Source organism: Brevundimonas sp. 'scallop' (genome assembly GCF_011045535.1).
GTDB lineage: Bacteria > Pseudomonadota > Alphaproteobacteria > Caulobacterales > Caulobacteraceae > Brevundimonas > Brevundimonas vesicularis.
This window is the reverse complement of the sequence record NZ_CP039382.1, coordinates 1,146,408-1,171,744: the sequence shown is the minus strand read 5'-3', so window position 1 is coordinate 1,171,744 and position 25,337 is coordinate 1,146,408. Positions and strand designations below refer to the sequence as shown.

The window sequence follows — 25,337 nt, the reverse complement described above, 5'->3', positions numbered from 1 at the left end:
TCGCTGTCGGAAAAATAAGCTGATGCGTCGCGTGTTCACCGCCCTGGCCGCCCTCTCCATCGCGGCCTCCGTCCTGCCCGTCGCCGCCGAGGCCCAGACCTCCCAGCGTCAACGCGAGCGCGGCGGGCAACAGCAGCAGGCCTCGGGTGAAGACGCCGCGCCGTCGCGCGCGCCGCGCATCGCACCCCTGCGTCGCCGCGCCAACGCCGGCCCCTGTCCCTATGTGAAGATCCTCTACGACGCCGCCCGTTACGTCGAACTGGAAGGCGGCCGCGCCGCCGTGGCCAACGTCGGCTACACCGGCGAGATCGAAGGCGTCTCTTCGGACTGCGAATATCGCGAGGCCGATCCGATTCGCGTCGACATGGACGTGCTGTTCAACCTGGGCCGGGGCCCGCAGGCGACGGGCGAGCAGCGCACCTATCGCTACTGGATCGCGGTGACCGAGCGGAACAACGCCATCCTGTCCAAAGAATATTTCGATCTGCCGGTGAACTTCGAGGGCCAGCGCACCGCCTCGGTCACCGAAAAGCGCACCATCGTCATTCCGCGCGCCGGCATCGAGACCAGCGGCAGCAACTTCGAAATCCTGGTCGGTTTCGACGTGACGCCGGAAATGGCCGAGTTCAACCGCTCCGGCAGCCGCTTCCGCGTTAACGCCGGCACCACGCCGGCCACGCCCTCGCCTGCCTCCGCACCGAGCCAATAATGTCTGATCTGAAGACCGTCCTCAGCGAAGCGGTCGCCGCCGCCTTCGCCGCCGAAGGCGTGGACCCGGCCCTGGCCCGCGTCACCCCGTCGGACCGCCCCGATCTGGCCGATTTCCAGTCCAATGGCGCGCTCGCCGCCGCCAAGGCGCTGAAGGCCAATCCGCGTGAACTGGCCGGCAAGATCGCCGAGCGCCTGAGCGCGGATGCCCGCTTCGCCTCGGTCGAAGTGGCGGGACCGGGCTTCATCAATCTGAAGCTCTCCGACGCGCTATTGGCCGAACGGGCGACCGAGGTAGCGAACGACGCCGCCCACGCGGGCGCCGCCGTCGTCCCCCATCCGCGCCAGGTGGTCATCGACTACGGCGGTCCCAACGTCGCCAAGCCGATGCACGTCGGCCATTTGCGCAGCGCCATCATCGGCGAGAGCCTGAAGCGGTTGTTCCGCTTCCGCGGCGACCATGTCACCGGCGACGCCCACTTCGGCGACTGGGGCTTCCAGATGGGCCTGCTGATCGTCGCCTGCGGTGACGAAAAGCTGGCCGACGCCTTCATGGCCGAGGGCGACGGTCCCTTCCCGGTCGATAGCCCCGTGACCTTGGCCGACCTGGACCGCCTTTATCCGCAGGCCGCCGGCAAGGCTAAGGAGGATCCGGTCTTCCGCGATCGCGCCCGCAAGGCGACGGCAGAACTTCAGAACGGCCGCCCCGGCTATCGCGCGCTCTGGCAGCATTTCGTGGCGGTCAGCCGCGAGGCGCTGAAGCGCGAATACGGCGATCTATCGGTCGATTTCGACCTGTGGAACGGCGAGAGCGACGCCGATCCGCAGATGCCCGAAATGCTGGCGCACCTGAAAGAGACCGGTCTGCTGGTCGAGGACGACGGCGCCCAAGTGGTTCACGTCGCCAAGCCCGGCGAAACGCGCAAGAAGAAGCTGGCCGATGGCTCGGTGATCGAGGCCCCCTCGCCCCCGCCCCTGCTGGTCATCAGCTCGGAAGGCTCGGCCATGTACGGCACGACCGACCTGGCCACGATCCTGGACCGCAAGAAGGCTCTGTCGCCCGACCTGGCCCTCTATGTCGTCGACGAACGCCAGGCCGAGCATTTCGAACAGGTCTTCCGCGCCGCCTATCTGGCCGGTTACGCCGAACAGGGCGCGCTGGAGCATCTCGGCTTCGGCACGATGAACGGCCAGGATGGCAAACCCTTCAAGACGCGCGCGGGCGGGGTGTTGAAGCTGCGCGACCTGATCGACCAGGCGACAGAAAAGGCGCGCGAGCGCCTGCACGAGGCCAAGCTGGGCGACGACCTGTCGCCGGAAGAGTTCGAGGCCATCGCGCACAAGGTGGCCATCGCCGCCCTGAAGTTCGCCGACCTGTCGAATGCGCGCACAACCAGCTACGTCTTCGATCTCGATCGCTTCATGAGCTTCGAGGGCAAGACCGGGCCGTATCTGCTGTATCAGTCGGTCCGCATCAAATCCCTGCTGCGCAAGGGCGCCGAACAGGGGCTGACGCCCGGCGCCATCGTCATCGCCGAACCGGCGGAGCGCGATCTGGCCCTGACGCTGGACGCCTTCTCGACCGCCGTGTCGGACGCCTACGACAAGCGGATGCCGCATCTGGTCGCCGAACACGCCTATCGGGTGGCCCAGTCCTTCTCGAAATTCTACGCCGCCTGCCCCGTGCTGATCGCGCCGGACGAAGCGACCAAACACTCGCGCCTGGCCCTGTCCGCCGCAGCTTTGCGCCAGCTGGAAATCGCGTTGAATCTGCTGGGCATCGACACGCCGGAGCGGATGTAGGGTATAGACGGGGCGACATCCTCCCGGAGATCGCCCATGTCGCTCGACGCCTATATCGCCGGCCTGCCCAAGGCCGAACTGCACCTGCATATTGAGGGCTCGCTGGAGCCCGAACTGATGTTCGAACTGGCGCAGCGGAACGGCGTGTCCATTCCTTACGACAGCGTCGAGGCGTTGCGGGCGGCCTATGATTTCTCGAACCTGCAGGACTTCCTAGACATCTACTATGCGGGGGCCGCCGTCCTGCTGACGCGGCAGGATTTCGAGGATTTGGCCTTCGCCTATTTCCAGCGCGCGGCGGCGGATAATGTGCGCCACGCCGAAATCTTCTTCGATCCCCAGACCCATACCGACCGAGGCGTGCCCTTCGGCGTGGTGGTGGAGGGGCTGATCGCAGGCATGGACCGGGCCAAGGCGGAGCTGGGCGTGTCCAGCGGCCTGATCCTCAGCTTCCTGCGCCACCTAACCGAGGAGGAAGCGTTCGCGACGCTGGAGGCGGCCAAACCCTATCTGCACCATTTCATCGGCGTGGGCCTGGATTCGTCGGAGGTCGGCCATCCGCCGTCCAAGTTCCAGCGCGTCTTCGCCGCCGCGCGTGAGCTGGGCCTGAAACTGTGCGCCCACGCGGGCGAGGAGGGCCCGCCCGCCTATGTGCACGAGGCGCTGGACCTGCTGAACATCGACCGGATGGACCACGGCAATCGCTCGATGGAGGACGAGGCGCTGGTCCAGCGGCTGGTCGCCGAGCAGATGACCCTGACCGTCTGCCCGCTGTCGAACCTGAAGCTTTGCGTGGTCGATGACCTGAAGGACCATCCCGTCCCCGCGATGCTGCGGCGGGGCCTGCACGTCACCCTGAACTCGGACGACCCATCCTATTTCGGGGGATATGTGAACGACAACTACAGCCGTTTGGCTGAGGCCGTCGGCCTGACACGCGATCAGGTGACGCAACTGGCGAAGAACAGCTTCGAGGGGTCGTTCCTGGGCGAGCCGGAGAAGGCGGCCTATCTGGCTGAGGTTGATGCCTACGCGAGGCGATGAATACCGCTCAAGCCGTTCTGGCCATCGCTGGCTGGTTCAGCTTGGCGACAGGCATGGTCAGCAGCATGGGCGCACATCTCGCGGCCGACCACAGAAGGCGAAACGGGCTCGTTCCCCGGAAGACCCCGGACTTCTACGACTTCTCGAGAAATGTCTTTTACTTCGGCATAGGGCCGTCGTTCAGGACGATCTTTTCCGGCGCACACCGTCACTATAAGAGCCGCTTCATAACGCGCTGCGTCAAAGTCGCGCGGGTAGCTTTCGTCCTCGCCGCGGCCTTCCTCGCTGCATTCGTCATAAGCCTGGTCATCTGGTGATCGACGCCCTTTAGATCGCTTCATGTTCCTGGTATGTTCTGCCGATGGAGCGGACAGGATCACCGGTGGAAGACAGCGCGAACCTCCGCTGGCTGTTCGTCGATCTGAACGCCTTCTTCGCAAGCGTCGAACAGCAGATGAACCCCGACTGGCGGGGTAAGCCGGTCATCGTGCGGCCGGCGATGAGCGAATACACCGGCGCCATCGCCGCCAGCTATGAGAGCAAGGCCTGGGGCGTTCATACGGGGATGCGGGTGTCCGAGGCGCGCAAACTGTGCCCCGAGCTTATCGTCGCCGAGGCGCGCCCCGACCTCTACGTTAAAATCCATCAGCAGATCATGGCCGAGATCGATCGCCATGTTCCGGTGTGGAAGGTCGGTTCGATCGACGAGTGTTCCTGCGAGTTGCTGGGTCCAGAACGGCTGGAGGCGAACGCCGTCGCCCTGGCCCGCCGGATTCAGGCGGGCATCCTGCAAAACGTCGGCGACTGTCTGCGGTCGTCTGTCGGGCTGGCGCCGTCGCGGTTCCTGGCCAAGACCGCCTGCGGCATGCAGAAGCCCGCCGGGTTGACGGTGCTGCGCGCCAACGAGCTGCCCGGTCCCTTGCTGGACGTGCCGCTGTCGAAATATCCGGGCATCGGCTCGCGCATGCAGGTCCGGTTGCAGGCGGCGGGGGTCACCGACACGGCCGGCCTTTGGAACATGAGCGCGAAACAGGCCCGGGCGGTCTGGAACAGCATCGAGGGCGAACGCATCTGGCGCGGCCTGCACGGTCTGGACAGCGAGCCGACCCCGGAAAAACCGCCCGCCTCGATCAGCCACAGCCACGTCCTGGCCCAGGCCATGCGGACCCCGGACAAGGCGCGGGCCGTGGCGCGGCGGCTGGTGGTCAAGTGCGGAGCGCGTCTGCGGCGCATGGGTCTGACCGGCGCCAGCCTGACCCTGCATCTGGACATGGGGCCGAAGGCGACGCCCCGAAGCGGTCGTCGCGGCTGGGAAACGGCGGCGATGAGTTGCCCCATCGCGCCGACGCAGGACACCTTCGCCCTGCTGGCCGCGCTCGACAGTCTGTGGCGCAAGGTCGAGCCGGAGTTGGAGGCGGGACGCCTGAGCTATGTCGGGGTCGGGGTGCACGGCCTGAAATCCCGCGACGCCTTCGAGACGGACCTGTTCGCCGCCGGCCCGGATCAGGATGGCGAGGCTCCTTCTCTTCGCCTGTCCCAGGCGCTGGATGCGCTGAACCGCCGCTATGGCAAGGACACCGTCAGCATCGGTCCCAAGGCCGGCCTGCCCGACTATATCGGCGCCAAGATCGCCTTCACCCGCATCCCCGAGGCCGAGGATTTCTGGGAGTGAGCCAGGCTAGCTCAGCAGGGACGCCGCCGCGATTTCCGCCACGCCCAAGGCCCGAAAACTGTCTTGGGCCACCGCCTCGGTTTGCGGCGCGATGGCCCGGCTGGCGTCGGCGATCACCACGGCTTCGAACCCCTCCCGAACCGCGTCTTCGGCCGTGAAGCGGACGCAGTAGTCGAAGGCCAGACCGCACAGGAAAACGCGCGTCACGCCCAGTTCGCGAAGCAGGTCGGACAGCCCCGTCGGGGTGCGGTGATCGTTCTCGAAGAAGCCGGAATAGCTGTCGACCGCCGGATTATAGCCCTTGCGGATCACGGCCATGGCCTTGTCGACCGTCGGCGCTGCATCAGGATGAAAGTCGGCGCCGGGCGTGCCTTGAAGACAATGATCCGGCCAAAGCATCTGGCGACCGTAGGCGACCTCGATCTCGGTAAAGGGCACCGTGCCGGGGTGGTTGGAGGCGAAGCTGATCTGGTCCGGCGTATGCCAGTCCTGGGTCACGATCACCCGGTCGAACCGAGCCGACAGCCGGTTGATCAGCGGCATGATCCCCGCGCCGCCCGCCACCGCCAGACGGCCGCCTTCGCAGAAGTCGTTCTGTGGATCGATGACCAGAAGGGCGGCGCTCATCAGACGCCTGCGTAGGCGTCGATCTCGTTGGCCGAACCGAGCGCGACGGGGATGCGCTGGTGCAGATGCTCGGGCTGCACGTCCAGAATGGCCTGGCGTCCGTCCGTCGTCGCCTTGCCGCCAGCTTGTTCGACCAGGAAGGCCATCGGATTGCCCTCATACATCAGACGCAGCTTACCCGGCTTGTTCGGCTCGCGCCGGTCCCAGGGATAGAGGAAGACCCCGCCGCGCATCAGGATGCGGTGCACATCCGCGACCATGGCCGCGACCCAGCGCATGTTGAAGTTCTTGGCCCTAGGCCCCTCGTCACCCTTCAGCAGGTCGCCGACATAGGTCTGCACCGGCTCGGCCCAGTGGCGCAGGTTCGACATGTTGATGGCGAACTCCTTGGTGTCCGGCGAAATGGCGATGTCGTCGTGCGTCAGGATCCAGTCGCCGTCGTTCGACAGGGTGAACCCCTTCACGCCCGCGCCCGTCGTCAGCACCAGCATGGTCTGCGGCCCATAGACGGCATAGAGGGCGGCGACCTGATTGCGGCCCGGCTGCATGAAATCAGCCTCGGTCGGTGTCGCGGTCGCGGACTTCAGGACAGAGACGATGGTGCCGACGGGCGCATTGATGTCGATGTTGGACGAACCGTCCAGCGGGTCGAACAGCACAAGGTATTCGCCGGCCGGATTGGAGGCCGGCTGGACCTCGTCCATCTCTTCCGACGCGACGCCGGCGACGGCCGGGCTGGCCAGCAGGGCCTCGGTCAGCATGTCGTTGGTCATGACGTCGAGCTTCTTCTGCTCCTCGTCCTGCACATTGATCTGACCCGATGCGCCCAATGCTCCAGCCAGGGCGCCGCCCGCAACGACCTTGCTGATGTCCGCGCAGGTGGCGGCGACCACGGTCAGAACCGTCTTCAGCCCCTCGGGCGCATCCAGGGCGGCGATATGGGCGTCAAGGCGTGTGCGGGTCATGCGGTCGGTCCGGTTCTGAGGGTCGCTGCGTTCTTGGCGGGCGAGACGCGCCACCGCAAGAAAAACCCTCTCCCATTGGGAGAGGGCTTGAGCGCCCGAGAGCGCAGCGATCGGTCTTACGCGAAAGGGTGAGGGTCGGGCGGTGCGAACTGGCCCACCGGCCGACCCTCATCCGGCCCTTCGGGCCACCTTCTCCCAACGGGAGAAGGGCTCATCTCATCAGATCGGCAGGATCGCCGTGCCGAACGCGCGCTTCAGCTCATGCGCAGCGAAGGTCTGGGCCGCCGCCGCATCCGGCACGACCGCCGCCATGCCGAAGAACTCGTGCGTCGAGCCGTTGAAGGTCTTGTGACGCACATCGACGCCCGCCTGCTCCAGCTTCTCGGCCAGCAGTTCGCCCTCGGTGCGCAGCGGATCGATCTCGGCGCAGATCACGGTCGTCGAGGGCAGGCCGGACAGGTTCGCCTTCTCGACGATATTGATGCGCGGGTCCTGAGCATCGGCCTCGTTGGCGAAGATGTGCTTCACGAACCACTTCATCATCGGCTTGTTCAGCGGCTTGGCGTCGGCGTTCTCGACGTAGGACTCATTGTCCATATCCACGCCGGCGACCGGATAGACCAGCACCTGATGTTTGGGCGCGGCCAGGCCGGCGTCGCGCGCCATCATCGACACGCCGATGGCCAGGTTGCCGCCTGCGCTTTCGCCCATGACGGCCACCTTCTGCGGGTCTCCGCGGAAGGTCTGCGCATTCTCCAGCACCCAGCGATAAGCGGCCAGGGCGTCGTCGTGGGCGGCGGGGAAATGATGTTCCGGAGCCTGGCGATAATGGACCGAGACCACGATAACATCGGCCATCTTGGACACGCCGCGCGGGCCGCCGTCATAGACGTCCAGATCCGCGATCACGAAGCCGCCGCCGTGGAAATAGACGACGACCGGGTGCAGCTTGTCTTCGGAATGGTCGTGCGGCTTGTAGATGCGCGCCTGGATCGGGCCGGCGGCGCCGGGGATGGTGATGTCGCTGGTTTTGACGCCCATGTCGTCGCTGGGGTCCTTGCCGTCCTTGCGCAACAGCGATTTCACCGCATCGGTCGGGGTGGGCTGCCCACGGGCCTCCTCTGGCGACAGGGTCTCGATGGGCTTGCCGCCGAGGGACGCGAGTTCGTCCAGCACCTTCTGCATCGGGCCATCGGCCTTGGCGGGCGTGTCGCGCGGCTTGTCGTTGTCGCCGAACAGCTTGTCTATAATGGACATTTTCGCATTCCTGGGTTTGGTTTCGGGGTTCGGGACGACAACCCGCCACACGCATCCTTGTTCCCCGCCCGCTTGACTTGGCGCTTGAGTCGATGCCTTAGGTCGCACGCTCTCGCGGGAGAGATCGGGCGCTGGAAACAGGGTTCGACGCCGAAGGCGCAACCGCCCCGGAAACGCTCAGGCAAACGGACCGCGAAGCATACGGACGCTGGAAAGTCGCCCATTCGGGCGCGCCGACGGAGCAAGGCGACATGATTTGGTCGCCGGAATCTCTCAGGCTTCAGGACAGCGGGGGCGCGAGGACGGCGGAGCTCCGCCACAACACGCGACCGTGAAAGCCTGAACCATGACCGACCAGACCCTGAAGACCACGCCCCTGAACGCCGCGCACCGCACGCTGGGGGCCCGTATGGTGGGCTTCGGCGGCTATGACATGCCGGTTCAGTACGAAGGCGTTTTGGCCGAGCATCGCTGGACGCGGGAACACGCCGGTCTGTTCGACGTCTCACACATGGGCCAGTGCAAGATCACCGGCGAGGATGCGACCGCCCAGTTCGAGCGGTTCGTGCCCGGCGACTACGCGATCCTGAAGGCCGGCAAGCAGAAGTATTCGCTGCTGCTGAACAAGGACGGCGGCGTCATCGACGACCTGATGGCCGGACGGCCGGATCACGACGGCCTGTTCGTCGTCGTCAACGCCGGCAACAAGGATGAGGACTTCGCCTTCTGGGAGGCGAACCTTGAAGGCGACGCCAAGCTGACGGTGCTGGACCGCGCGCTGATCGCCATCCAAGGGCCGGAAGCCGCCGAGGTCATGGCCGCGCACGAGCCGATCCTGGCCGAAATGGGCTTCATGGAATGCGCCCGCCTGATGCTGTTCGGCGCTGATTGCTATGTGTCTCGCTCGGGCTACACCGGCGAGGACGGCTATGAGATTTCGGTCCCGGCAGACCAGGCCGAGCGCATCTGGAACACCATTCTGGAAGACGCTCGCGTCAAGCCGATCGGCCTGGGCGCTCGCGACAGCTTGCGTCTGGAAGCCGGCCTGCCGCTGCACGGCCACGACATCGACCCGTCCACCTCCCCTGTCGAAGGCGCCCTGACCTTCGCCCTGTCCAAGTCGCGCAAGGAACGCGCCGATTTCGCCGGCGCCGACCGTATCCTCAAGGAACTGTCCGACGGCCCCGCCCGCGTTCGCGTCGGTCTGATCGTCAAGGAAGGCGCCCCGGCCCGTGAGGGCGCCGAGATCGCCGACGCCGACGGCGCCGTGATCGGCAAGGTCACCTCGGGCGGCCCCTCCCCCACCTTGGGCAAGAACATCGCCATGGGCTACGTCCCGCCGGCCCATGCCGCCCTGGGCACGGCGCTGAAGGTCATCGTGCGCGGCAAGACCGCCGCCGCCGAAGTCGTCGCCATGCCCTTCGTGGCCCAACGCTATTACCGCAAACCCAAAGCCTGAGAGATCAGACCATGAAGTTCACCAAGGATCACGAGTGGGTCAGCCTGGACGGCGACATCGCCACCGTCGGCATCTCCAAACACGCCGCCGACGCCCTGGGCGACGTGGTGTTCGTCGAAGTGCCTGAAGTCGGCAAGACCGTCTCCAAGGGCGACAGCTTCGCCGTGGTCGAGAGCGTCAAGGCGGCGTCGGACGTCTACGCCCCCGTCTCGGGCGAAGTGGTCGAGGCGAACGACGCCCTGTCGACCGCCCCGGAAACCGTCAACTCGGGTGCCGAGGCCGACGGCTGGTTCGCCAAGATCAAGGTTTCGGACGCCTCGCAACTGGACGCCCTGATGGACCAGGCCGCCTACGACGCCTTCCTCGCCACCCTCTAAGCCCCATCGGACCCGCTGATTAGTCAGCGGGTCTTCAGCCTTTCATGGCCCAGGACACGACCATGCGTTACCTCCCCCTGACGCCCGACGACCGCACGGCGATGCTCGCCGCCATCGGCGCGAAATCCATCGATGATCTGTTCGTCGACGTGCCCCAGGCCGCCCGTCTGGACGGCCCCGTCGATCTGCCGCGCGTCGCAGGCGAGCTGGAGGTCGAGCGGGCCCTGTCCGCCATGGCCGCCAAGAACGCCACGGCCGGCGCCGTGCCCTTCTTCTGCGGCGCAGGGGCCTATAAGCACCACGTCCCGGCGACGGTGGACCACGTGATCCAGCGCTCGGAGTTCCTGACCAGCTACACCCCCTACCAGCCGGAAATCGCGCAGGGCACGCTGCAGTACCTGTACGAGTTCCAGACTCAGGTCGCGAACCTGACCGGCATGCCGGTCGCCAACGCCAGCCTCTATGACGGATCGACCGCCATGGCCGAGGGCGTGCTGATGGCGACCCGCGTGACCCGCCGCAACAAGGCGGTGATCTCGGGCGGCGTGCACCCGCACTACATCAAGGCGACCGAGACCGTGGTTCACGCCGTCGGCGTCGAAACCCTGGCCCTGCCCGCCGCCGTGGACGCCGAGGCCGCCGTGATCGACCAGATCGGTCCCGACACCGCCTGCGTCGTCGTCCAGACCCCCAACGTCTTCGGCACGGCCACCGACGTGACCAAGATCGCCGAGGCCGCCCACGCCGCCGGCGCCCTGCTGATCGTCGTGGTCACCGAGGCCGTGTCGATGGGCCTGTTGAAGTCGCCCGGCGAAATGGGCGCCGACATCGTCGCGGCCGAGGGCCAGTCGATCGGCAACGCCCTGAACTTCGGCGGTCCCTATGTCGGCCTGTTCGCCACGCGCGAGAAGCTGATCCGCCAGATGCCCGGCCGCCTGACCGGCGAAACCGTGGACGCCGACGGCGAACGCGGCTTCGTCCTGACCCTGTCCACGCGCGAGCAGCACATCCGCCGAGACAAGGCGACCTCGAACATCTGCACCAACTCGGGCCTGTGCACCCTGGCCTTCACCATCCACATGAGCCTGCTGGGCGAGACGGGCCTGCGCAAACTGGCCCTGCTGAACCACGAAAAGGCCGTCGCCACGCGCGCCGCCCTGGCCGCCATTCCAGGCGTCGAAGTCCTGACCGACCGCTTCTTCAATGAGTTCGCGGTGCGCCTGCCCAAGAACGCGGCCGAGGTTGTGGATCAGTTGGCCGCCCATCACGTCCTGGCTGGCGTGCCCTACAGCCGCCTGGCCCCCGACGCCGGCATGGACGATGTCCTGCTGGTCGCTGCGACCGAGACGACCCTGGATGCCGACATCCAGATTCTCGCCAAGTCGCTCTCCAAAGTCCTCGGCGCGTAAGGGATACTGACCATGAGCACCATGAACACCGTCGGCCGCCCGACCGCCCCGAACCAGGTCCAGACCAAGCCCGCCACTCTGACTGGCGGCCGCGGCCTGTTGCAGAACGAAGCCCTGATCTTCGAGGGCGACGGCTGGGGCAAGACCGGCGTCGATCTGCCGGAACCCAAGACGGACGGCTCCGACCTGGGCGACCTGGTCCGCAAGGATCCGATCGGCCTGCCCGGCCTGTCCGAGCCGGAAACCATGCGCCACTATGTGCGCCTGAGCCAAAAGAACCACGCCATCGACCTGGCCATCTATCCGCTGGGTTCGTGCACGATGAAGCACAACCCGCGCCTGAACGAGAAGATGGCCCGCCTGCCCGGCTTCTCCGACATCCATCCGCTGCAGCCGATCTCGACGGTTCAGGGCGCGCTGGAGCTGATGGACACCCTGGCCCATTGGCTGAAGACCCTGACCGGCATGCCCGCCGTCGCCCTATCGCCCAAGGCCGGCGCGCACGGCGAACTGTGCGGCCTGATGGCGATCCGCGCCGCCCACGAGGCCTCGGGCCAGCATGAGAAGCGTCGCAAGGTTCTGGTGCCAACCAGCGCCCACGGCACCAACCCCGCCACCGCCGCCTTCGTCGGCTATTCGGTGGTCGAAGTGGCCCAGACCGAAGACGGCCGCGTCGATGTGGCCGATCTGGCCGCAAAGCTGGGCGACGACGTCGCCGCCATCATGGTGACCAACCCCAACACCTGCGGCCTGTTCGAGCGCGACATCCTGGAGATCAGCCGCCTGACGCATGAGGCCGGCGCCTATTTCTACTGCGACGGCGCCAACTTCAACGCCATCGTCGGCCGGGTTCGTCCGGGCGACCTGGGCGTCGATGCGATGCACATCAACCTGCACAAGACCTTCTCGACGCCCCACGGCGGCGGCGGTCCGGGCGCGGGTCCGGTCGTCCTGTCCGAAGCCTTGGCCCCCTTCGCGCCCGCCCCCTGGGTCGTGCATGACGACGGCGGCTATCGCCTGATCGAGCGCGAGGAGGACGAGGCCGAGCAAGCCTTTGGCCGTCTATGCGCCTTCCAGGGCCAGATGGGCATGTATACCCGCGCCCTGTCCTACATGATGTCGCACGGCGCCGACGGCCTGCGTCAGGTCGCCGAGGACGCCGTCCTTAACGCCAACTACATCAAGGCCCGGCTCGGTGATTTGATGTCGGCCGCCTTCCCCGACGGCCCCTGCATGCACGAGGCCCTGTTCGACGACGAATGGCTGAAGGGCACGGACATCACCACGCTCGACTTCGCCAAGGCGATGATCGACGACGGCTTCCACCCGATGACCATGTATTTCCCTCTGGTCGTCCACGGCGCCATGCTGATCGAGCCGACGGAAACCGAGTCCAAGGCCGAGCTGGATCGCTTCATTGAAGCGATGCGCGCCCTGGCCGGGGCCGCCAAGGCCGGCGACGTCGATCGCTTCAAGGGCGCGCCCTTCCACGCGCCGCTGAAACGTCTGGACGAAACCCGCGCGGCCCGTTCGCCGGTTCTGCGCTGGACCGCGCCGGAAGGCTCCAACAAAGCGGCCTGATCCCGAAGTCGCCCCTTCCTGCGGGAAGGGGCTGACGCGGGGCTGATCCATCGCTAGGTCATGGCCATGACCTGGACGACGAACGACATCCCCGACCTATCCGGCCGACTGGCCATCGTCACCGGCGCGACCGGCGGGCTGGGGCTGGAAACCGCCCTGGTGCTGGCCGGCAAGGGCGCCGAGGTCGTGCTGGCGGCCCGCAATCCCGACAAGGGGGCCGAGGCCGAACGGCTGATCCGGTCTCGTCATCCGAACGCGGCCGTGCGGTTCGAGCTGCTGGACCTCGCCAGCCTAGCCTCTGTCCAGGCCTTCGCCGAGCGGTATCTGGCGACGGGACGCCCCATCGACATCCTGATCGACAACGCGGGCGTCATGGCCCTGCCGACACGCCAGACGACCGTCGATGGCTTCGAGATGCAGTTCGGGACCAACTACCTGTCCCACTTCGCCCTGGTCGGCCGCCTGCTGCCTTTGCTGATTGCGGCAAAGGCCCGGGTGGTCCAGCTGTCGAGCGTCGCCCACCGCAGCGGCCATATCCGCCTGGATGACCTTAACTATCAAAGCCACTACAGCCCGTGGCCTGTCTATCAGCAGTCCAAGCTGGCCATGCTGATGTTCGCCTTGGAGCTTCAGCGCCGCAGCGACGCTAACGGCTGGGGCCTGACCAGCGTGGCGGCTCATCCCGGCTTCGCCCGAACCGACCTGATCGCCAACGGCCATGCCGGCAAGCCCGGCCTGTTCGCGCGCGGCGCCCGGCTGCTGGAGGCCGTGCTCAGCCATTCGGCCGCGGACGGCGCCCTGCCCATCCTGATGGCCGCGACCCTGCCGGACCCGACGCCCGGCGGCTATTACGGCCCCACCGGCTTTTATGAGATGAAGGGCCCGCCCGGCGTTGCGGTGATCAAGCGCCAGGCCAAGGACGCTGATGTGGCCAGGGGTCTCTGGGCGGAATCAGAGCGTCTGACGGGCGTGACCTACGGCTGACGGCGCGGAGCGTGTCCGTCGCGACACGACGCGGAGAGATCCTCCCTTCATGACCAAAGCTTCACCCGCCGGACATCCATCCGCCATGGACGCAGGGCGTTAAGGGGTCTTGTGGCAAGGTCGTCACGGTCGCCTTTTCCTTTCCCGACGAGGGATCGCGCGCCCGTGGCGATCGTTGTCATGACGATCCTCCTCCCCATCTGGCGTATTCGTGACCTCACTCCCCGTTCCCTTCGTCCGCTCAGACAGACCGCGCGCCTCGACGCTGCGGGTCGTCAAGCGCTGGGCACTGATGATCGGGGGTCTGTTCGTCGTGCTGCTGGGCATTTTGATCGCCCCCCTGCCCGGCCCGGGCGGCATTCCCGTCATCGCCGTCGGCCTGATGCTGATCCTGAAAAGTTCGTTCTGGGCCAAGCGCCAGTTCATTCGCGCCCAATATGCGCGGCCGAAATGGGTCTATCCCTTCCGTCGCCTGATGCGAAAGAAGCCGGAGTTCGCGCCGGTCTTCTGGCAACAGGCGCTGCGGGCCGAGAAGATTGTCACCAGACGCTCCAGCCGTCGCCTCTCGCGCGGCCGCAAGAACATTCGGCGTTATTTCCGCAAGCTCTTCCGCTGATTAGCGCCTGATTTCGCGGTTGCGTTGCTGCAACCGCTAACCACAGTATCGTGAACACCGCTCTCCCAAGTCAGGCGTATCCTGTCTGCGCGTTATCAGAGAACCACTTAGGCGTTGGGAGGCGCTAAGGTCATGATGTCACGCGTACAAAAAGGTCTGATCGCCGGAGTTGCGGCGACCGTGGCCGTCTCACTGCTCGAAATACCCAATCTGTTCCTGAACTGGTTCGATCCCTTCCAGGGGGTCATCGCCAGCATGATGGGCATGCCCGGCAATCTGGCCGTCGGCTGGGTCGTCCATGTCATCAGCGGCGTCTTTATCCTGGGGCCGCTGTTCGCCATCCTGTGTCCCCGCCTGCCGACGGACACGCCCGAGACCAAGGGCATCGTCTTCGCCGTCGGCGCCTGGATCCTCATGATGGCGGCCATCGTGATGTTCGGGAACTACCGCACCTTCACGGCCGGCGCGGGCTTCGGCACCTTCGCCTGGCTGCTGATCACCCATGCGGTCTTCGGCATTGTGCTGGGCAACGTCTATGCCCGGCTGGTGGCGCGCGACAAGCGGATGGGCGCGACCATCATCGGCGGCGCACACGCCCACTGATCACGACTTGATCGCCCAAGAAAAAGGCCCCCGACGGCGACGTCGGGGGCCTTGTTTCATTCAGGATCGACCCTGATCAGTTCAGGCGATCGCCGATCTGGGCGATGGCGCTGTCGAGCAGCGGATCCTTGGCGCCGCTGGCGAGGCGCGCGGCCAGAACCTGTTCCGCCGACTTGGCGGCCAGATCGGCGGCGGCGGCCTTCACCTCGGCCGAGGCCTGGGCTTCGGCTTGGGCGATGCGGGTTTCGGCCATCTTCTGACGACGGGCCAGGGTTTCTTCCAGCTTGGCCTTGGTCTCGACTTCCAGGCGACGGGCGTCGGCTTCGGCCTGAGCCATCATCTCGGCGGCTTGGGCTTCAGCCTCGGCCTTCTCCTTGCGGATCTGGGCCAGCAGGGCTTCGGCCTCGGCGCGCAGGCGAGCGGCCTCGTCCAGGTCGGCCTGGATTTTGACTGCCTTGGCGTCCAGCGCCTTGCCGGCCATCTTGGGCACGCCGGCGGCGATCAGGATGCCGAAGAAGATGATCAGGCCGATGCCGACCCAGATCTCCGCATTGGCGAAGCTCCAGATGCCGTGTTCGAAGATCAGGTTCATCAGGCGGCTCCCTTGACGGCGGCCAGCTCGGCGGCGGTCGCGGCCTTGCCGGTCAGACGTTCGACCATGGCGGCGGTCGTGTCGGAGGCGATGGTGGAGACATTGGCCATGGCGGCGTCGCGCGTCTTGCCGATCGAGGCTTCCGCCTCGGCGATGCGGGCGTTGACCACGGCTTCTTCGGCGGCCTGACGGGCGTTTGCCTCTTCGGTCACGCGCGCCTTGGCGGCGGCGGCCGTGGCGCGGGCGTCAGCGCGAGCCTTGGCGACTTCCGCCTGAGCCTGGGCGGCCTGTTCGGCGGCTTCGGCCTGAACCTGGCGTGCGGTCGCAACGGCGGTGGAAATGGTGTCGGCCCGTTCGTCCATCACCTTGCGAAGGCGTGGCGCGAAGACCTTGGAGACGAGAACGTACAGAATGACGAACAGGATCAGCAAATAGCCGATCTGGCCCGCCCAGTGTTCGAACTGGAATTGCGGCAGGCCGCCCGAGCCGTGCTCGGCGGTGGTCGCCGTCTCGGCGTGCAGGTCCGCTTCGACCGAAGGCGGGACCGCGTCGATGGTGTGGGTGCTGGCCATGAACCGTCTACTGCAGGATCAGATGAAGCGGCGCGCGGGCGAACCCCGCGCGCCGTGATCGACTGATATCAGCCGAAGATCATCAGGATGCCGAGCACGAAGGCCAGGATGCCCAGGGCTTCGGCCAGAGCGGCGCCGACGAACAGGTTGCCGACTTGGCCGGCGGCGGCCGACGGGTTGCGCAGGGCGCCGGCAAGGAAGTTGCCGAAGATGTTGCCCACGCCCAGGGCCGAACCGATCATGCCCAGGGTGGCGAGACCAGCGCCGATGTACTTCGCGGCTTCAGCGTCCATGATTGTATTCCTAGATTAAAGTCGTTGGTGGTTGGGGTGAAGAGACTGGTCCGGCCCTTTAGTGGGCGTGGTCCAGGTTGACCACATCGTTCAGATAGATGCAGGCCAGAACGGCGAAGACGAAGGCCTGGAGGAAGGCCACCAGGAACTCCAGAGCGGTCAGGGCGACGACCATGCCCAGCGACAGGGCCGCGACCGGGAAGGCTAGCAGACCAATGCCGCCGCCCAGGCCCAGAAGGCCCAGCGACACGACGAAGCCGGCGAAGATCTTTAGCGCGACGTGGCCGCCCAGCATGTTGCCGAACAGACGCAGCGCCAGGGTGACCGGGCGAAGCAGGAAAGACACGAACTCAATCAGGCCGACCACCGGGCGCAGCGCCAGCGGCGCGCCCATAGGCCAGAACAGCTTGAAGAAGCCCAAACCGTTCTTGGCGAAGCCGACGACCAGCACTAGACCGAACGTGATCAGGGCGAAGGTGGCGGTGATGGCCAGCTGCGAGGTCGCCGTGAAGGTCAGGAACAGACCCAGAATGTTCATGCCCAGGATCAGGATGAACAGGGTGAAGATGAACGGGAAATACTTGCGGCCTTCATGACCGATGATGGAATCGGCCAGATTGTCGATCAGGCCGAACAGACCCTCGCCGGCGGCTTGCAGCCGGCCGGGCACGACCTGGGCGTTCGCGGTCACGGCGGCCAGGAAGCCGACGATCAGCACGAAGGCGACCGTCATGGCGATGTGCGAATTGGTGATCGCCAGATCGACCGTCCCCAGCACAGGCAGGGTGACGTCGCCAAGGTCGACGACCTTCTGAATCGCAAACTGATGAATCGGATCGGCCATGAAGCCCTATCGTTCCCCGTCTTCGTCGGCCTCGACGTAGGGCTCGGCCGGAGCCGTCGTCCCTTGCGCCTTGGCCTGCGCCATCAGCCGGTTGGCTGTGCGACGCGCCATGTAAATCGACAAGGCGAAGCCCAGAAGGACCCCGCCGATCAAACCCCACGGACGGGTCCCGAGGGCCCAGTCTGCGATCGCTCCGAACGCCAGTCCCACGAAGACGCCGCCGAGAAGCTCGGCGATGATCTTGTAGGCCTGACCCGACACCTGATGGCCGGTCAGTTCGGCGGATTTCTCCGCCGTGGTCCGCGCCTCCAATGCGGATGCGCTGTCTTGGAGGCGTTTGATCGCCTCTTCGCGCGATTCCGACATGGGGGATAGGACCTGTGCGTTCGGCGTCCAGACGGTGCGTCCGGACGGGTCTGAATTCGGCGCGGAAACTAATCGTGAGCGGCCTACAGGTCAAGGCGTCGTGATCATGCGCTAACGCATTGTAGAATATCGACTTTCCATTCACGCCCGCCCGCCGTGACGATGCGCCGCTGCTGCGGGCGACAGAATCCGTCGCATCCGCCCTTCGGCTCCGATGGCGGTCAGCGCCGCAAACGACTAGGTTCGCCGCCATGAATGCGCATGTTCCTGTCCCCAACGCTCCGCTTCGCCCGCTTTCGGTGAGGTTGGCCACCCCGCGGGGCTTTTGCGCCGGGGTCGACCGGGCGATCCAGATCGTCGAGCGCGCGATCGAAAAGTTCGGCGCCCCCGTCTATGTGCGCCACGAGATCGTCCACAACAAACATGTGGTCGAGCGGCTGAAGGCCAGGGGCGCCGTCTTCGTCAAGGAACTCGACGAATGCCCTGACGACCGGCCGGTCGTCTTCTCGGCCCACGGGGTGCCCAAGTCCGTGCCGGCGACGGCGCGGGCGCGTGAACTGGTCTTCCTGGACGCGACCTGCCCCCTGGTGTCCAAGGTCCACGTCGAGGCCGAACGTCATCATGCGGCCGGCCGCCACATCATCCTGATCGGCCACGCAGGCCACCCCGAGGTCGTCGGCACCCTGGGCCAGCTGCCGCCCGGCGCCATCACCCTGGTCGAGACCGAGGCCGACGCCGAATCGTTCGAACGCCCCGACGACGCGCCCCTCGCCTACGCCACCCAGACCACCCTGTCGGTGGACGATACGGCAGGCATCCTGAAGGTGCTGAAGCGCCGCTTTCCCGAACTGCCCGATCCGCACAAGGAAGACATCTGCTACGCCACGACCAATCGCCAGGACGCCGTCAAGGCGCTGGGCGAGGGTTGCGACCTCGTACTGGTCGTGGGGTCCAAGAACTCATCCAATTCGGTGCGCCTGGTCGAGGTCGCGATGCGCGCCGGCGCCCCAGCCGCCTATCTGGTGGACGATGCGTCCCAGGTGGACTGGTCCTGGTTTGACGGCGTGAACACCGTCGGCGTCACCGCCGGCGCCTCGGCGCCCGAGCCGCTGATCGAGGCACTGGTCGACGCCATCCGGGCGCGCTTTGACGCCACCGTGACCGAAGACGACGGCGCGCGCGAAACCGTCACCTTCAAACTGCCGCGCCTGCTGACGGCCTAGGCGACCGCTTTTAACGGCAGAACGACGCGGAAGGTGCTGCCGGCGCCGGGCGCGGTGACGATTTCGATCTTTCCCCGCATCAGGGCCGCCAGACCGTGCGCCGCCGTCAATCCCAGTCCCAGCCCTTCGGCGGTGCGCGTCGCACTTTCATCGCCTTGGGTGAAAGCCTCGAACAGGCGCGCCGCTTCCGCCGGCTCCATGCCCGGCCCCGTGTCCTCGACCTCCAAGGCCAGACCCGCGCCCGCAACGGCGCGCAGCATCACGCCGCCGGTACGTGTGAACCGCACCGCATTGTCCGTCAGCGCCGCCATCAGCTTTTCGACATGAACCGGGTCGCCCAGCCACTCGCCTTCGGCCGCCTCGACCGAAATCTTCAGCCCCTTGGCCTCGGCCGCGCCCCGGAAGTCGTTGGCGACCCGCTGTAGCAGGTTGTCGGGCCGGAACGGTCGGGTTTCCAGCGCCACGGCCCCGTCGCGCAGCCGCACCACGTCTAGCAGCTCCTCGACCAGCCTCAGTTGCTGACGTCCCGACGCCTTCAGGATTTCCAGTCGCTCGCGCTGCTGCGGCGTCACCAGATCGGCCCCGATGATCTCGGCCATGCCCAGAACCCCGTTAAGGGGCGTGCGCAGTTCGTGACTGACGTTGGACAGGAACCGCGTCTTGGCCCGGTTCGCCGCCTCGGCCCGCTCCAGCGCCGCGGACAAAGCGACCTCCGAGGCTTTGAGGCGCCGAACGTCGGCCGTCGTGTTCCACAGCAGCGACCCCGTGCCGATCAGCAGCACGATGAAGAGCAGCAGCAGCAACGGTCCGGCCTTGGTCAAGATCTGATAGCCGGGCTGCTCCGGCGCCCAGACGACACGCCCCAACAGGGCGCCGCCGACGTCGCGAACATCGACGCCGATCATGCCCTTGGGCGGCTCTGCATCGCCGGGCTCGAAGTGAATCCGGTCCAGCGCCAAGCGCGTTCGCAAGAGATTGAGCTCGCCGGCGAACGGTTTGAACGACGCGACGATCGGATCTGACGCCGGCGTCGATCCGCCCGCCGTATGCCGTACGACCGTGGAGGCCCCCAGCACATAGACGTCGTCGCCGACGCGAACGAACGCCGCCTTCAGCCGCACCCCGGCATCCGCGGTGACCGATCGGTCGCGCCCGGCGGCCTCGGCCCGGAGCGCGTCGATCAGCGGCCGGGCCGCCTGACCGAATGGCTCGCCGACCTGCGTCTCGGCCGGTCGGCCCAGCGTGCTGATGCGAAACAGCCGCCCGGTCCCGTCATAACCCAGTGTGAACTGGTGTTTGTGCTGGGCGGCGTAGAAGGCGCCGAAGTTCCGGTCGTACCAGACTACATCGCCCGCCGTCATCCTATCGACGGCCTCGTCCCAGACCGAGGCGGTGGTCAGGTTTTCGCCGATGGTCTCCAGCGCGCGCGTCAGACGCAGCCGCACCAGACCTTCTTCCTTGCGCGCCTGATGGGCGTCAATGCCGCGACTGACGATCGCCAGAACCCCAGCCATGCCGATGATGGACGACAGCATCAGGATCAACGCGATCCTGAACGTGCTCCACGCCCGCCAACCCGTCTTCGATGTCACGCCACTCATACGGTCTGGCTTAAGGTGCGCAGACTAAGACGTCGTGAACATCATCCAGGTCCGCCGCGTTCGCCGACGAAATCCTGGGCGAACTCGGGCGCCTCGTCGTCCAACGGCAGAGTGCCGTCCTCGTCGTCCGCCTCGGAGGCGCGGCTGGGATCCGGCACCTCGAATCCGACCGGCAGCGACAGATCCAACAGGCCCGCCGCCTTCATCTCCTGCACGCCCGGCAGATCGTACAGGGTCGCCAGGCCGAAATGCTCCAGGAAGCGGTCGGTGGTCGCATAGGTGACGGGCCGTCCCGGCGTGCGCCTGCGTCCGCGCAACCGCACGAACCCCATCTCCAGCAGCAGGTCCAGGGTGCCCTTGGAGATGCTGACGCCGCGCACGCTCTCGATCTCGGCGCGGGTGACGGGCTGGTGATAGGCGATGATGGCCAGGGTCTCCAGCGCGGCCTTGGACAGACGGCGCGGCTCCTCGCGCTCCTGCGTCATCATGAAGGCCAGGTCCGGCGCGGTGCGAAAGCGCCAGCGGTCTGCGACGCACTCCAGCTCGACCCCTCTCCCCTCATAGCGGGCGCGCAGACCCGATATGGCGCGGGCGACATTGCAGTTCTCGGGCAGGCGCGCGGCGATCTCGGCCGCCGTCAACGGCCCGGCGGCGGCGAACAGCAGGGCCTCGACCCGCCGTTCGATCTCGGCCTCGTCGGGCTGGAACGACAGGTCGCTCACGGCGTCAGCTCCAGCGGCTGACCCGGTCCCCGCCGCTTCAGATACAGGTCCGCGAACGCCTCGCTCTGCCGGATGTCCATCGCCCCCTCCTTCACCAGCTCCAGACTGGCCGACAGGGTCGAGGCCGTAAAGCTGGCCTGGCTGGGCCCCTCCTCGTCCTCACGGTGGGGCGCCACCTGTTCCAGCGGCGTCCAGTCCGCCAGCTTCGGCATGATCTCGCGAAGCCAGTCGCGCGCGGCTTCCAATGGAAAGGCCTCGACCCGCTGGCCGGGGGCATAGCGCCGGGCCTCCTCGCGCCGGCGCTGCACCACATAGGCGCTCATCAGTTCGTACAGGCTGGCGTCGATACGATCCGACGGCACGATCACCGTCGCCTCGGGGTCGCCCCGCGTGAAGACGTCGCGCTTCAGCTGGGGCCGAGCCATCAGCTGCTCGACGGCCTTTCGCATCGCTTCCAGCTTCTGCAGCCGGAACGCCAGGGCGGCGGCCATCTCTTCAGCCGGCGGTTCTTCGGCCTTGCCCTTGTCGGTGCGCGGCAGCAGCAGGCGCGACTTCAAATAGGCAAGCCACGACGCCATCACCAGATAGTCCGCCGCCAGGGCGAAGTTGCGCCTGCGCGCCTCGTGCACGAAGGCCAGATACTGTTCCGCCAGCTGGGTGATCGACAGCTTCAGCAGATCGACCTTCTGGTTTCGCGCCAGGGCCAGCAGGACGTGCAGCGGTCCCTCATAGCCCTCCAGATCGACGACGAAGGCCTCGCGCTCCTCGACCTCCTCGGCGTTGAAATCCAGGTTCGGCTGGAAAGACTCCGTCATAGGTCTTTAGGCCTGCGCCTCACCCACATCCGGCCCCTTGGCGGCGTCCATCCGACCGCCCATAGCCTTGAAGAAGCGATCGTGGCCCGCGACGGGATCCAGCGGTTCGGCCGTCCGCACGATCCGGGCCAGCGCGGCTTCCGCCCGGCGGCGCGCCCCGCCCTTCAGCGGTCCGACGCCCTCGGCGACCTGGCGCATTTCGTCCATATCGCCGTTCCAGTGGACGACGAGATCGCACCCCGCCTTCAGCGCCTTGTGAGCGCGCTGGGTCAGCGAGCCCGAAAGGGCGTTCATCACCAGATCGTCGGACAGCAGCAGGCCGCCGAATCCCAACCGCTCGCGGATCAGGCGAATGGCCTTCTTCGACTGCGTCGCCGGATGTTTGCGATCGATTGCAGTGAAGACGATGTGCGCCGTCATGCCGATCGGCATGTCCGACAGAGCTTTGAACGGGGCAAAGTCCCAGGCGTCCAACGTGTCCAGGTCGGCATGAACCGTCGGCAGATCCTTGTGCGTATCCGCAAAGGCCCGGCCATGGCCCGGCATATGTTTGATGCAGGGCAGAACCCCGCCCGCCAGCAGGCCTTCCGCCGCCGCCCGGCCCAGCACGGCGACCGTCTCGGGATCGACGCCATAGGCCCGGTCGCCGATGATGTCGTGGGCGCCGGGAACCGGCACGTCCAGCACCGGCAGCAGATCAACGGTCACCCCGACCTCGCGCAGATCGTGCGCCATCAGACGTGCGCCCAGTCGCGTCAGCTCACGCGCCTGAGCCAGCTCGTTCGTCGCCTTCAGATAGGCGTTGCCCGGCGGGTATTTGGGCCAGTGGGGCGGCCCCATCCGCTGGACCCGACCGCCTTCCTGGTCGATCAAGATCGGCGCGTCGGGATCGCCGATGGACGCCCGCAGCTCGTCGGTCAGGGCCCGCACCTGTTCCGGCGTGTCGATATTGCGCCGGAACAGGATGAAGCCCCAGGGTCGGACCTCGGCGAAGAAGGCCTTTTCGGCCTCCGTCAGCCGATGTCCCAGGCAGCCATAGATGGCGGCGGACGTCACCGGACGATGCAGTCCCGGCCCGCCGCCTTCAGCGCATTGCAGAAGGCCACCGCCCGTTCGCGCGACAGGCCCGAGAAGGCCGTGCGGTACAGGGTCGATCCGCTGGACGAGGTCACTTCGGTCACCCGCTTTTCAGCGCCCGAGGCGTACGCGCCGAAGCGGCCGGCGACGGCGGCGTACTCACGGTCCGCGATCTCGGTCGAGGAGAAGGCGCCGATCTGGACCGAGGCCGATCCGCCGGTCGCGGCCGGAGTCTTGGTCGCCGGCGCAGCGACGGGCGCAGTCGGAGTCGTCGGACGCGGTGCGGGCACGGCCGGCGTCGCCGTATTGGCGGGCGGCAGGCCCTGTCCGGTCGGTGCGGCGGTCGGCGGCGCGGCCGGACGCGGCTGGGGCGCCTCGGGCGGCGGGGTGAAGGTCACGGGCGCATCGGTCGTTTCGGTCTCGTCGCGATAGACGCGCACGCCCTCGGCCGGATCAATCGGCTGGGCGTCGATGGGCGCGGCGGTCTTCATCTCGCCGACCGGCTGACCCACGGCCGGCGGCGCGTCGGTCGAGGCACGCATGCCGGAACGGTAGAAGAAGATCACCGCAACGATCAGCAGCAGCAGGACCACCGCGCTGATGATCAATGTCACGGGCGGCGCCTTGCCTCCGCCCGAGCCGACATTGCGGCCGCTGCGCGGATCGTAGCTATTGCGGCGGAACGGCAGGTCGTCGTCGGTCGGCGGCGTATAGGCGCCCCGGCCGGGTTTATTGTCGTCTTCAAAGGACATGGTCGCGCTCCGCCGTCTGTCGGCGCGAATCGGCGCGCCGAACGATCACTCTACGCCCCCGCGTGCATCTTTCGAATCACAGATCGAGGGCGAGGTCGAGGCTGAACAGCTTCTGGTGCACTTCTATGGCGTAACGGTCGGTCATGCCGGCGATGTAGTCGCACACAGCGCGCGCCCGCTGTGTCTTGTCCGGGGTCATGGCCGGTTCGCCCCACTCCGGCGGCATCACCTCCGGCTCGGCCATGAACAGTTCGAACAGTTGCGACAGCACGCGCCGCGCCTGGCTGCGGGTTCGGTTGACGCGGTAGTGGCGATACATCCGCTCGAACAGGAACTTCCTCAGCACCGCCAGATCGACGTGCATGGCGTGCGAGAAATCCACCATCGTGCGCCTGGCCATCCGCACGTCCTCGGTCGTGACGATCCGGTCTTCCTCCAGCCGCCGCGCCGTCTCGGCCAGCACGTCCTCGACCATGACGCCGATCATCCGCCGCACCGCCTCGATCCGCAGCATCCGGTCGTCGATCGTGGGCCAGTCGCGACGCACCTCGGCCAACATCGGGCCGATCAGCGGCACCTGATCCAGATCGCGCAGGGTGATCAGACCCGCTTGCACCCCGTCGTCCACGTCATGATTGTTATAGGCGATGTCGTCGGCGATGGCCGCGCACTGGGCCTCCAGCGAGGCGAACGTCCCCAGCCGCAGGTCCCACCCCGCCTCGCCGCCCGCCGCATAGGGGCGCACGACCGACCAGGCCGGCTCGTCCAGCCGGTGCGACACCGGGCCGTTGTGCTTGATGACGCCCTCGACGGTCTCCCAGCTGAGGTTCAGCCCGTCGAACTGCGGATAGCGGTTCTCCAGCTCGGTCACGACGCGGAAGCTCTGGACGTTGTGATCGAACCCGCCGTGATCGCGCATCTGCACCACCAGCTCGTCCTCGCCGGCGTGGGCGAACGGCGGATGGCCCAGGTCGTGGGCCAGGGCGATGGTCTCCGCCAGGTCGTCGTCCAGCCTCAGCGCATGGGCCAGCGACCGCGCGATCTGCGCCACCTCCAGCGAATGGGTCAGGCGGGTGCGGTAGTGATCGCCCTCATGCGCTACGAAGACCTGGGTCTTCTCCTTCAGCCGCCGGAACGCCGTCGCATGGATGATGCGGTCACGGTCCCGCGCAAAGGCGGTGCGCGTGCGGCTGGCGGGCTCGAAAACGCGGCGGCCCTGGGTCAGGTCGGCCCGTTCGGCGTAGGAAGCGAGGTCTGTGTGGCTCAAGTCATCAACTTTGAGGCTGCTTTGATGCGGGGGGCCTTTGCGAACGGCCCTGCCCGCCTCATATAGACAGCCGTGAGCACCGTCCAATCCACAGAACCGTCCACACCC

Annotated in this window: 27 protein-coding genes and 1 riboswitch; of the genes, 13 read left to right on the top strand and 14 right to left on the bottom strand. The window is 66.8% G+C overall.

Annotation, left to right across the window (positions count from 1 at the left end):
• Window positions 1-22 precede the first annotated feature (22 nt).
• From E4341_RS05750 to E4341_RS05730, 5 genes are all read left to right on the top strand, one after another.
• Window positions 23-709: a Tat pathway signal sequence domain protein gene (locus E4341_RS05750; RefSeq protein WP_066552151.1), complete on the top strand. Its 687-nt coding sequence runs from the start codon at window positions 23-25 to the stop codon at window positions 707-709.
• Complete coding sequence (gene argS / locus E4341_RS05745; RefSeq protein WP_165115841.1) at window positions 709-2,511, top strand: arginine--tRNA ligase; 1,803 nt, start codon at window positions 709-711, stop codon at window positions 2,509-2,511. The genes E4341_RS05750 and argS overlap by 1 nt, the downstream gene beginning before the upstream one ends.
• 36 nt (window positions 2,512-2,547) lie before the next feature.
• A complete protein-coding gene (locus E4341_RS05740; protein WP_165115839.1) occupies window positions 2,548-3,555 on the top strand; it encodes an adenosine deaminase in 1,008 nt (335 codons plus the stop codon).
• Window positions 3,552-3,872, top strand: a complete 321-nt coding sequence (locus E4341_RS05735; RefSeq protein ID WP_165115837.1) for a hypothetical protein — start codon at window positions 3,552-3,554, stop codon at window positions 3,870-3,872. The genes E4341_RS05740 and E4341_RS05735 overlap by 4 nt, the downstream gene beginning before the upstream one ends.
• Window positions 3,873-3,937: 65 nt before the next feature.
• Window positions 3,938-5,227 carry a type VI secretion protein ImpB gene (locus tag E4341_RS05730; protein ID WP_240893627.1) on the top strand — a complete coding sequence of 430 codons (1,290 nt, stop codon included), beginning with the start codon at window positions 3,938-3,940 and terminating at the stop codon, window positions 5,225-5,227.
• A gap of 6 nt (window positions 5,228-5,233) precedes the next feature.
• Here the strand turns inward: E4341_RS05730 and pncA are convergent, their stop codons facing one another.
• The 3 genes from pncA to E4341_RS05715 form a co-directional block, all read right to left on the bottom strand.
• Entirely contained in the window at window positions 5,234-5,854 is a 621-nt protein-coding gene (gene pncA, locus E4341_RS05725; protein WP_165115833.1) for a bifunctional nicotinamidase/pyrazinamidase, read from the bottom strand.
• A complete protein-coding gene (locus E4341_RS05720) occupies window positions 5,854-6,819 on the bottom strand; it encodes a class 1 fructose-bisphosphatase (RefSeq protein WP_165115831.1) in 966 nt (321 codons plus the stop codon). The genes pncA and E4341_RS05720 overlap by 1 nt, the downstream gene beginning before the upstream one ends.
• 219 nt (window positions 6,820-7,038) lie before the next feature.
• Window positions 7,039-8,076 carry an alpha/beta hydrolase gene (locus tag E4341_RS05715; protein WP_165115829.1) on the bottom strand — a complete coding sequence of 346 codons (1,038 nt, stop codon included), beginning with the start codon at window positions 8,074-8,076 and terminating at the stop codon, window positions 7,039-7,041.
• Window positions 8,077-8,181: 105 nt separating this feature from the next.
• Window positions 8,182-8,279: riboswitch (glycine riboswitch) on the top strand.
• 143 nt (window positions 8,280-8,422) lie between these two features.
• On the opposite strand from E4341_RS05715, the gene gcvT reads away from it, so the two are divergent.
• The 7 genes from gcvT to E4341_RS05680 all read left to right on the top strand — a co-directional run bounded on the left by gcvT (window position 8,423) and on the right by E4341_RS05680 (window position 15,105).
• Window positions 8,423-9,535, top strand: coding sequence for a glycine cleavage system aminomethyltransferase GcvT (gene gcvT, locus E4341_RS05710; protein ID WP_165115827.1), 1,113 nt, complete (start codon window positions 8,423-8,425; stop codon window positions 9,533-9,535).
• 11 nt (window positions 9,536-9,546) lie between these two features.
• On the top strand, window positions 9,547-9,912 hold the full coding sequence (gcvH, locus tag E4341_RS05705; RefSeq protein WP_045810337.1) for a glycine cleavage system protein GcvH: 366 nt from the start codon (window positions 9,547-9,549) through the stop codon (window positions 9,910-9,912).
• A gap of 62 nt (window positions 9,913-9,974) precedes the next feature.
• Window positions 9,975-11,321 carry an aminomethyl-transferring glycine dehydrogenase subunit GcvPA gene (gene gcvPA / locus E4341_RS05700; protein WP_165115825.1) on the top strand — a complete coding sequence of 449 codons (1,347 nt, stop codon included), beginning with the start codon at window positions 9,975-9,977 and terminating at the stop codon, window positions 11,319-11,321.
• A 12-nt stretch (window positions 11,322-11,333) separates the two neighbouring features.
• A complete protein-coding gene (gcvPB, locus tag E4341_RS05695) occupies window positions 11,334-12,902 on the top strand; it encodes an aminomethyl-transferring glycine dehydrogenase subunit GcvPB (protein WP_165115823.1) in 1,569 nt (522 codons plus the stop codon).
• 66 nt (window positions 12,903-12,968) lie between these two features.
• Complete coding sequence (locus E4341_RS05690) at window positions 12,969-13,886, top strand: SDR family oxidoreductase (RefSeq protein ID WP_165115821.1); 918 nt, start codon at window positions 12,969-12,971, stop codon at window positions 13,884-13,886.
• Window positions 13,887-14,097: 211 nt separating this feature from the next.
• Window positions 14,098-14,502 carry a PGPGW domain-containing protein gene (locus E4341_RS05685; RefSeq protein ID WP_240893626.1) on the top strand — a complete coding sequence of 135 codons (405 nt, stop codon included), beginning with the start codon at window positions 14,098-14,100 and terminating at the stop codon, window positions 14,500-14,502.
• 132 nt (window positions 14,503-14,634) lie between these two features.
• Entirely contained in the window at window positions 14,635-15,105 is a 471-nt protein-coding gene (locus E4341_RS05680) for a DUF6789 family protein (protein WP_165115819.1), read from the top strand.
• A gap of 76 nt (window positions 15,106-15,181) precedes the next feature.
• Here the strand turns inward: E4341_RS05680 and E4341_RS05675 are convergent, their stop codons facing one another.
• The 5 genes from E4341_RS05675 to E4341_RS05655 all read right to left on the bottom strand — a co-directional run bounded on the left by E4341_RS05675 (window position 15,182) and on the right by E4341_RS05655 (window position 17,772).
• On the bottom strand, window positions 15,182-15,697 hold the full coding sequence (locus E4341_RS05675; RefSeq protein ID WP_017505300.1) for a F0F1 ATP synthase subunit B: 516 nt from the start codon (window positions 15,695-15,697) through the stop codon (window positions 15,182-15,184).
• Complete coding sequence (locus E4341_RS05670) at window positions 15,697-16,269, bottom strand: hypothetical protein (protein WP_165115817.1); 573 nt, start codon at window positions 16,267-16,269, stop codon at window positions 15,697-15,699. Before E4341_RS05670 ends, E4341_RS05675 begins: the two co-directional genes overlap by 1 nt.
• A gap of 68 nt (window positions 16,270-16,337) precedes the next feature.
• Window positions 16,338-16,562, bottom strand: a complete 225-nt coding sequence (locus tag E4341_RS05665; RefSeq protein ID WP_017505298.1) for a F0F1 ATP synthase subunit C — start codon at window positions 16,560-16,562, stop codon at window positions 16,338-16,340.
• 58 nt (window positions 16,563-16,620) lie between these two features.
• Window positions 16,621-17,406 (bottom strand): F0F1 ATP synthase subunit A, encoded by a 786-nt coding sequence (locus E4341_RS05660; protein WP_017505297.1) that lies wholly within the window; start codon window positions 17,404-17,406, stop codon window positions 16,621-16,623.
• Between the two features lie 6 nt (window positions 17,407-17,412).
• Entirely contained in the window at window positions 17,413-17,772 is a 360-nt protein-coding gene (locus E4341_RS05655) for an AtpZ/AtpI family protein (protein WP_017505296.1), read from the bottom strand.
• A gap of 251 nt (window positions 17,773-18,023) precedes the next feature.
• On the opposite strand from E4341_RS05655, the gene ispH reads away from it, so the two are divergent.
• Entirely contained in the window at window positions 18,024-18,995 is a 972-nt protein-coding gene (gene ispH, locus E4341_RS05650; protein ID WP_165115815.1) for a 4-hydroxy-3-methylbut-2-enyl diphosphate reductase, read from the top strand.
• Here the strand turns inward: ispH and E4341_RS05645 are convergent.
• The 6 genes from E4341_RS05645 to E4341_RS05620 all read right to left on the bottom strand — a co-directional run bounded on the left by E4341_RS05645 (window position 18,992) and on the right by E4341_RS05620 (window position 25,229).
• A complete protein-coding gene (locus tag E4341_RS05645; protein ID WP_240893657.1) occupies window positions 18,992-20,530 on the bottom strand; it encodes an ATP-binding protein in 1,539 nt (512 codons plus the stop codon). The genes ispH and E4341_RS05645 overlap by 4 nt on opposite strands.
• Window positions 20,531-20,637: 107 nt before the next feature.
• Window positions 20,638-21,318 (bottom strand): SMC-Scp complex subunit ScpB, encoded by a 681-nt coding sequence (scpB, locus tag E4341_RS05640; protein ID WP_055804017.1) that lies wholly within the window; start codon window positions 21,316-21,318, stop codon window positions 20,638-20,640.
• On the bottom strand, window positions 21,315-22,133 hold the full coding sequence (locus tag E4341_RS05635; RefSeq protein WP_045810344.1) for a ScpA family protein: 819 nt from the start codon (window positions 22,131-22,133) through the stop codon (window positions 21,315-21,317). Before E4341_RS05635 ends, scpB begins: the two co-directional genes overlap by 4 nt.
• A gap of 6 nt (window positions 22,134-22,139) precedes the next feature.
• Window positions 22,140-23,189 (bottom strand): beta-N-acetylhexosaminidase, encoded by a 1,050-nt coding sequence (gene nagZ / locus E4341_RS05630; RefSeq protein WP_165115811.1) that lies wholly within the window; start codon window positions 23,187-23,189, stop codon window positions 22,140-22,142.
• Complete coding sequence (locus E4341_RS05625) at window positions 23,186-23,962, bottom strand: SPOR domain-containing protein (RefSeq protein ID WP_165115809.1); 777 nt, start codon at window positions 23,960-23,962, stop codon at window positions 23,186-23,188. The genes nagZ and E4341_RS05625 overlap by 4 nt, the downstream gene beginning before the upstream one ends.
• 76 nt (window positions 23,963-24,038) lie before the next feature.
• Entirely contained in the window at window positions 24,039-25,229 is a 1,191-nt protein-coding gene (locus E4341_RS05620; RefSeq protein ID WP_165115807.1) for a deoxyguanosinetriphosphate triphosphohydrolase, read from the bottom strand.
• Between the last annotated feature and the right edge of the window lie 108 nt (window positions 25,230-25,337).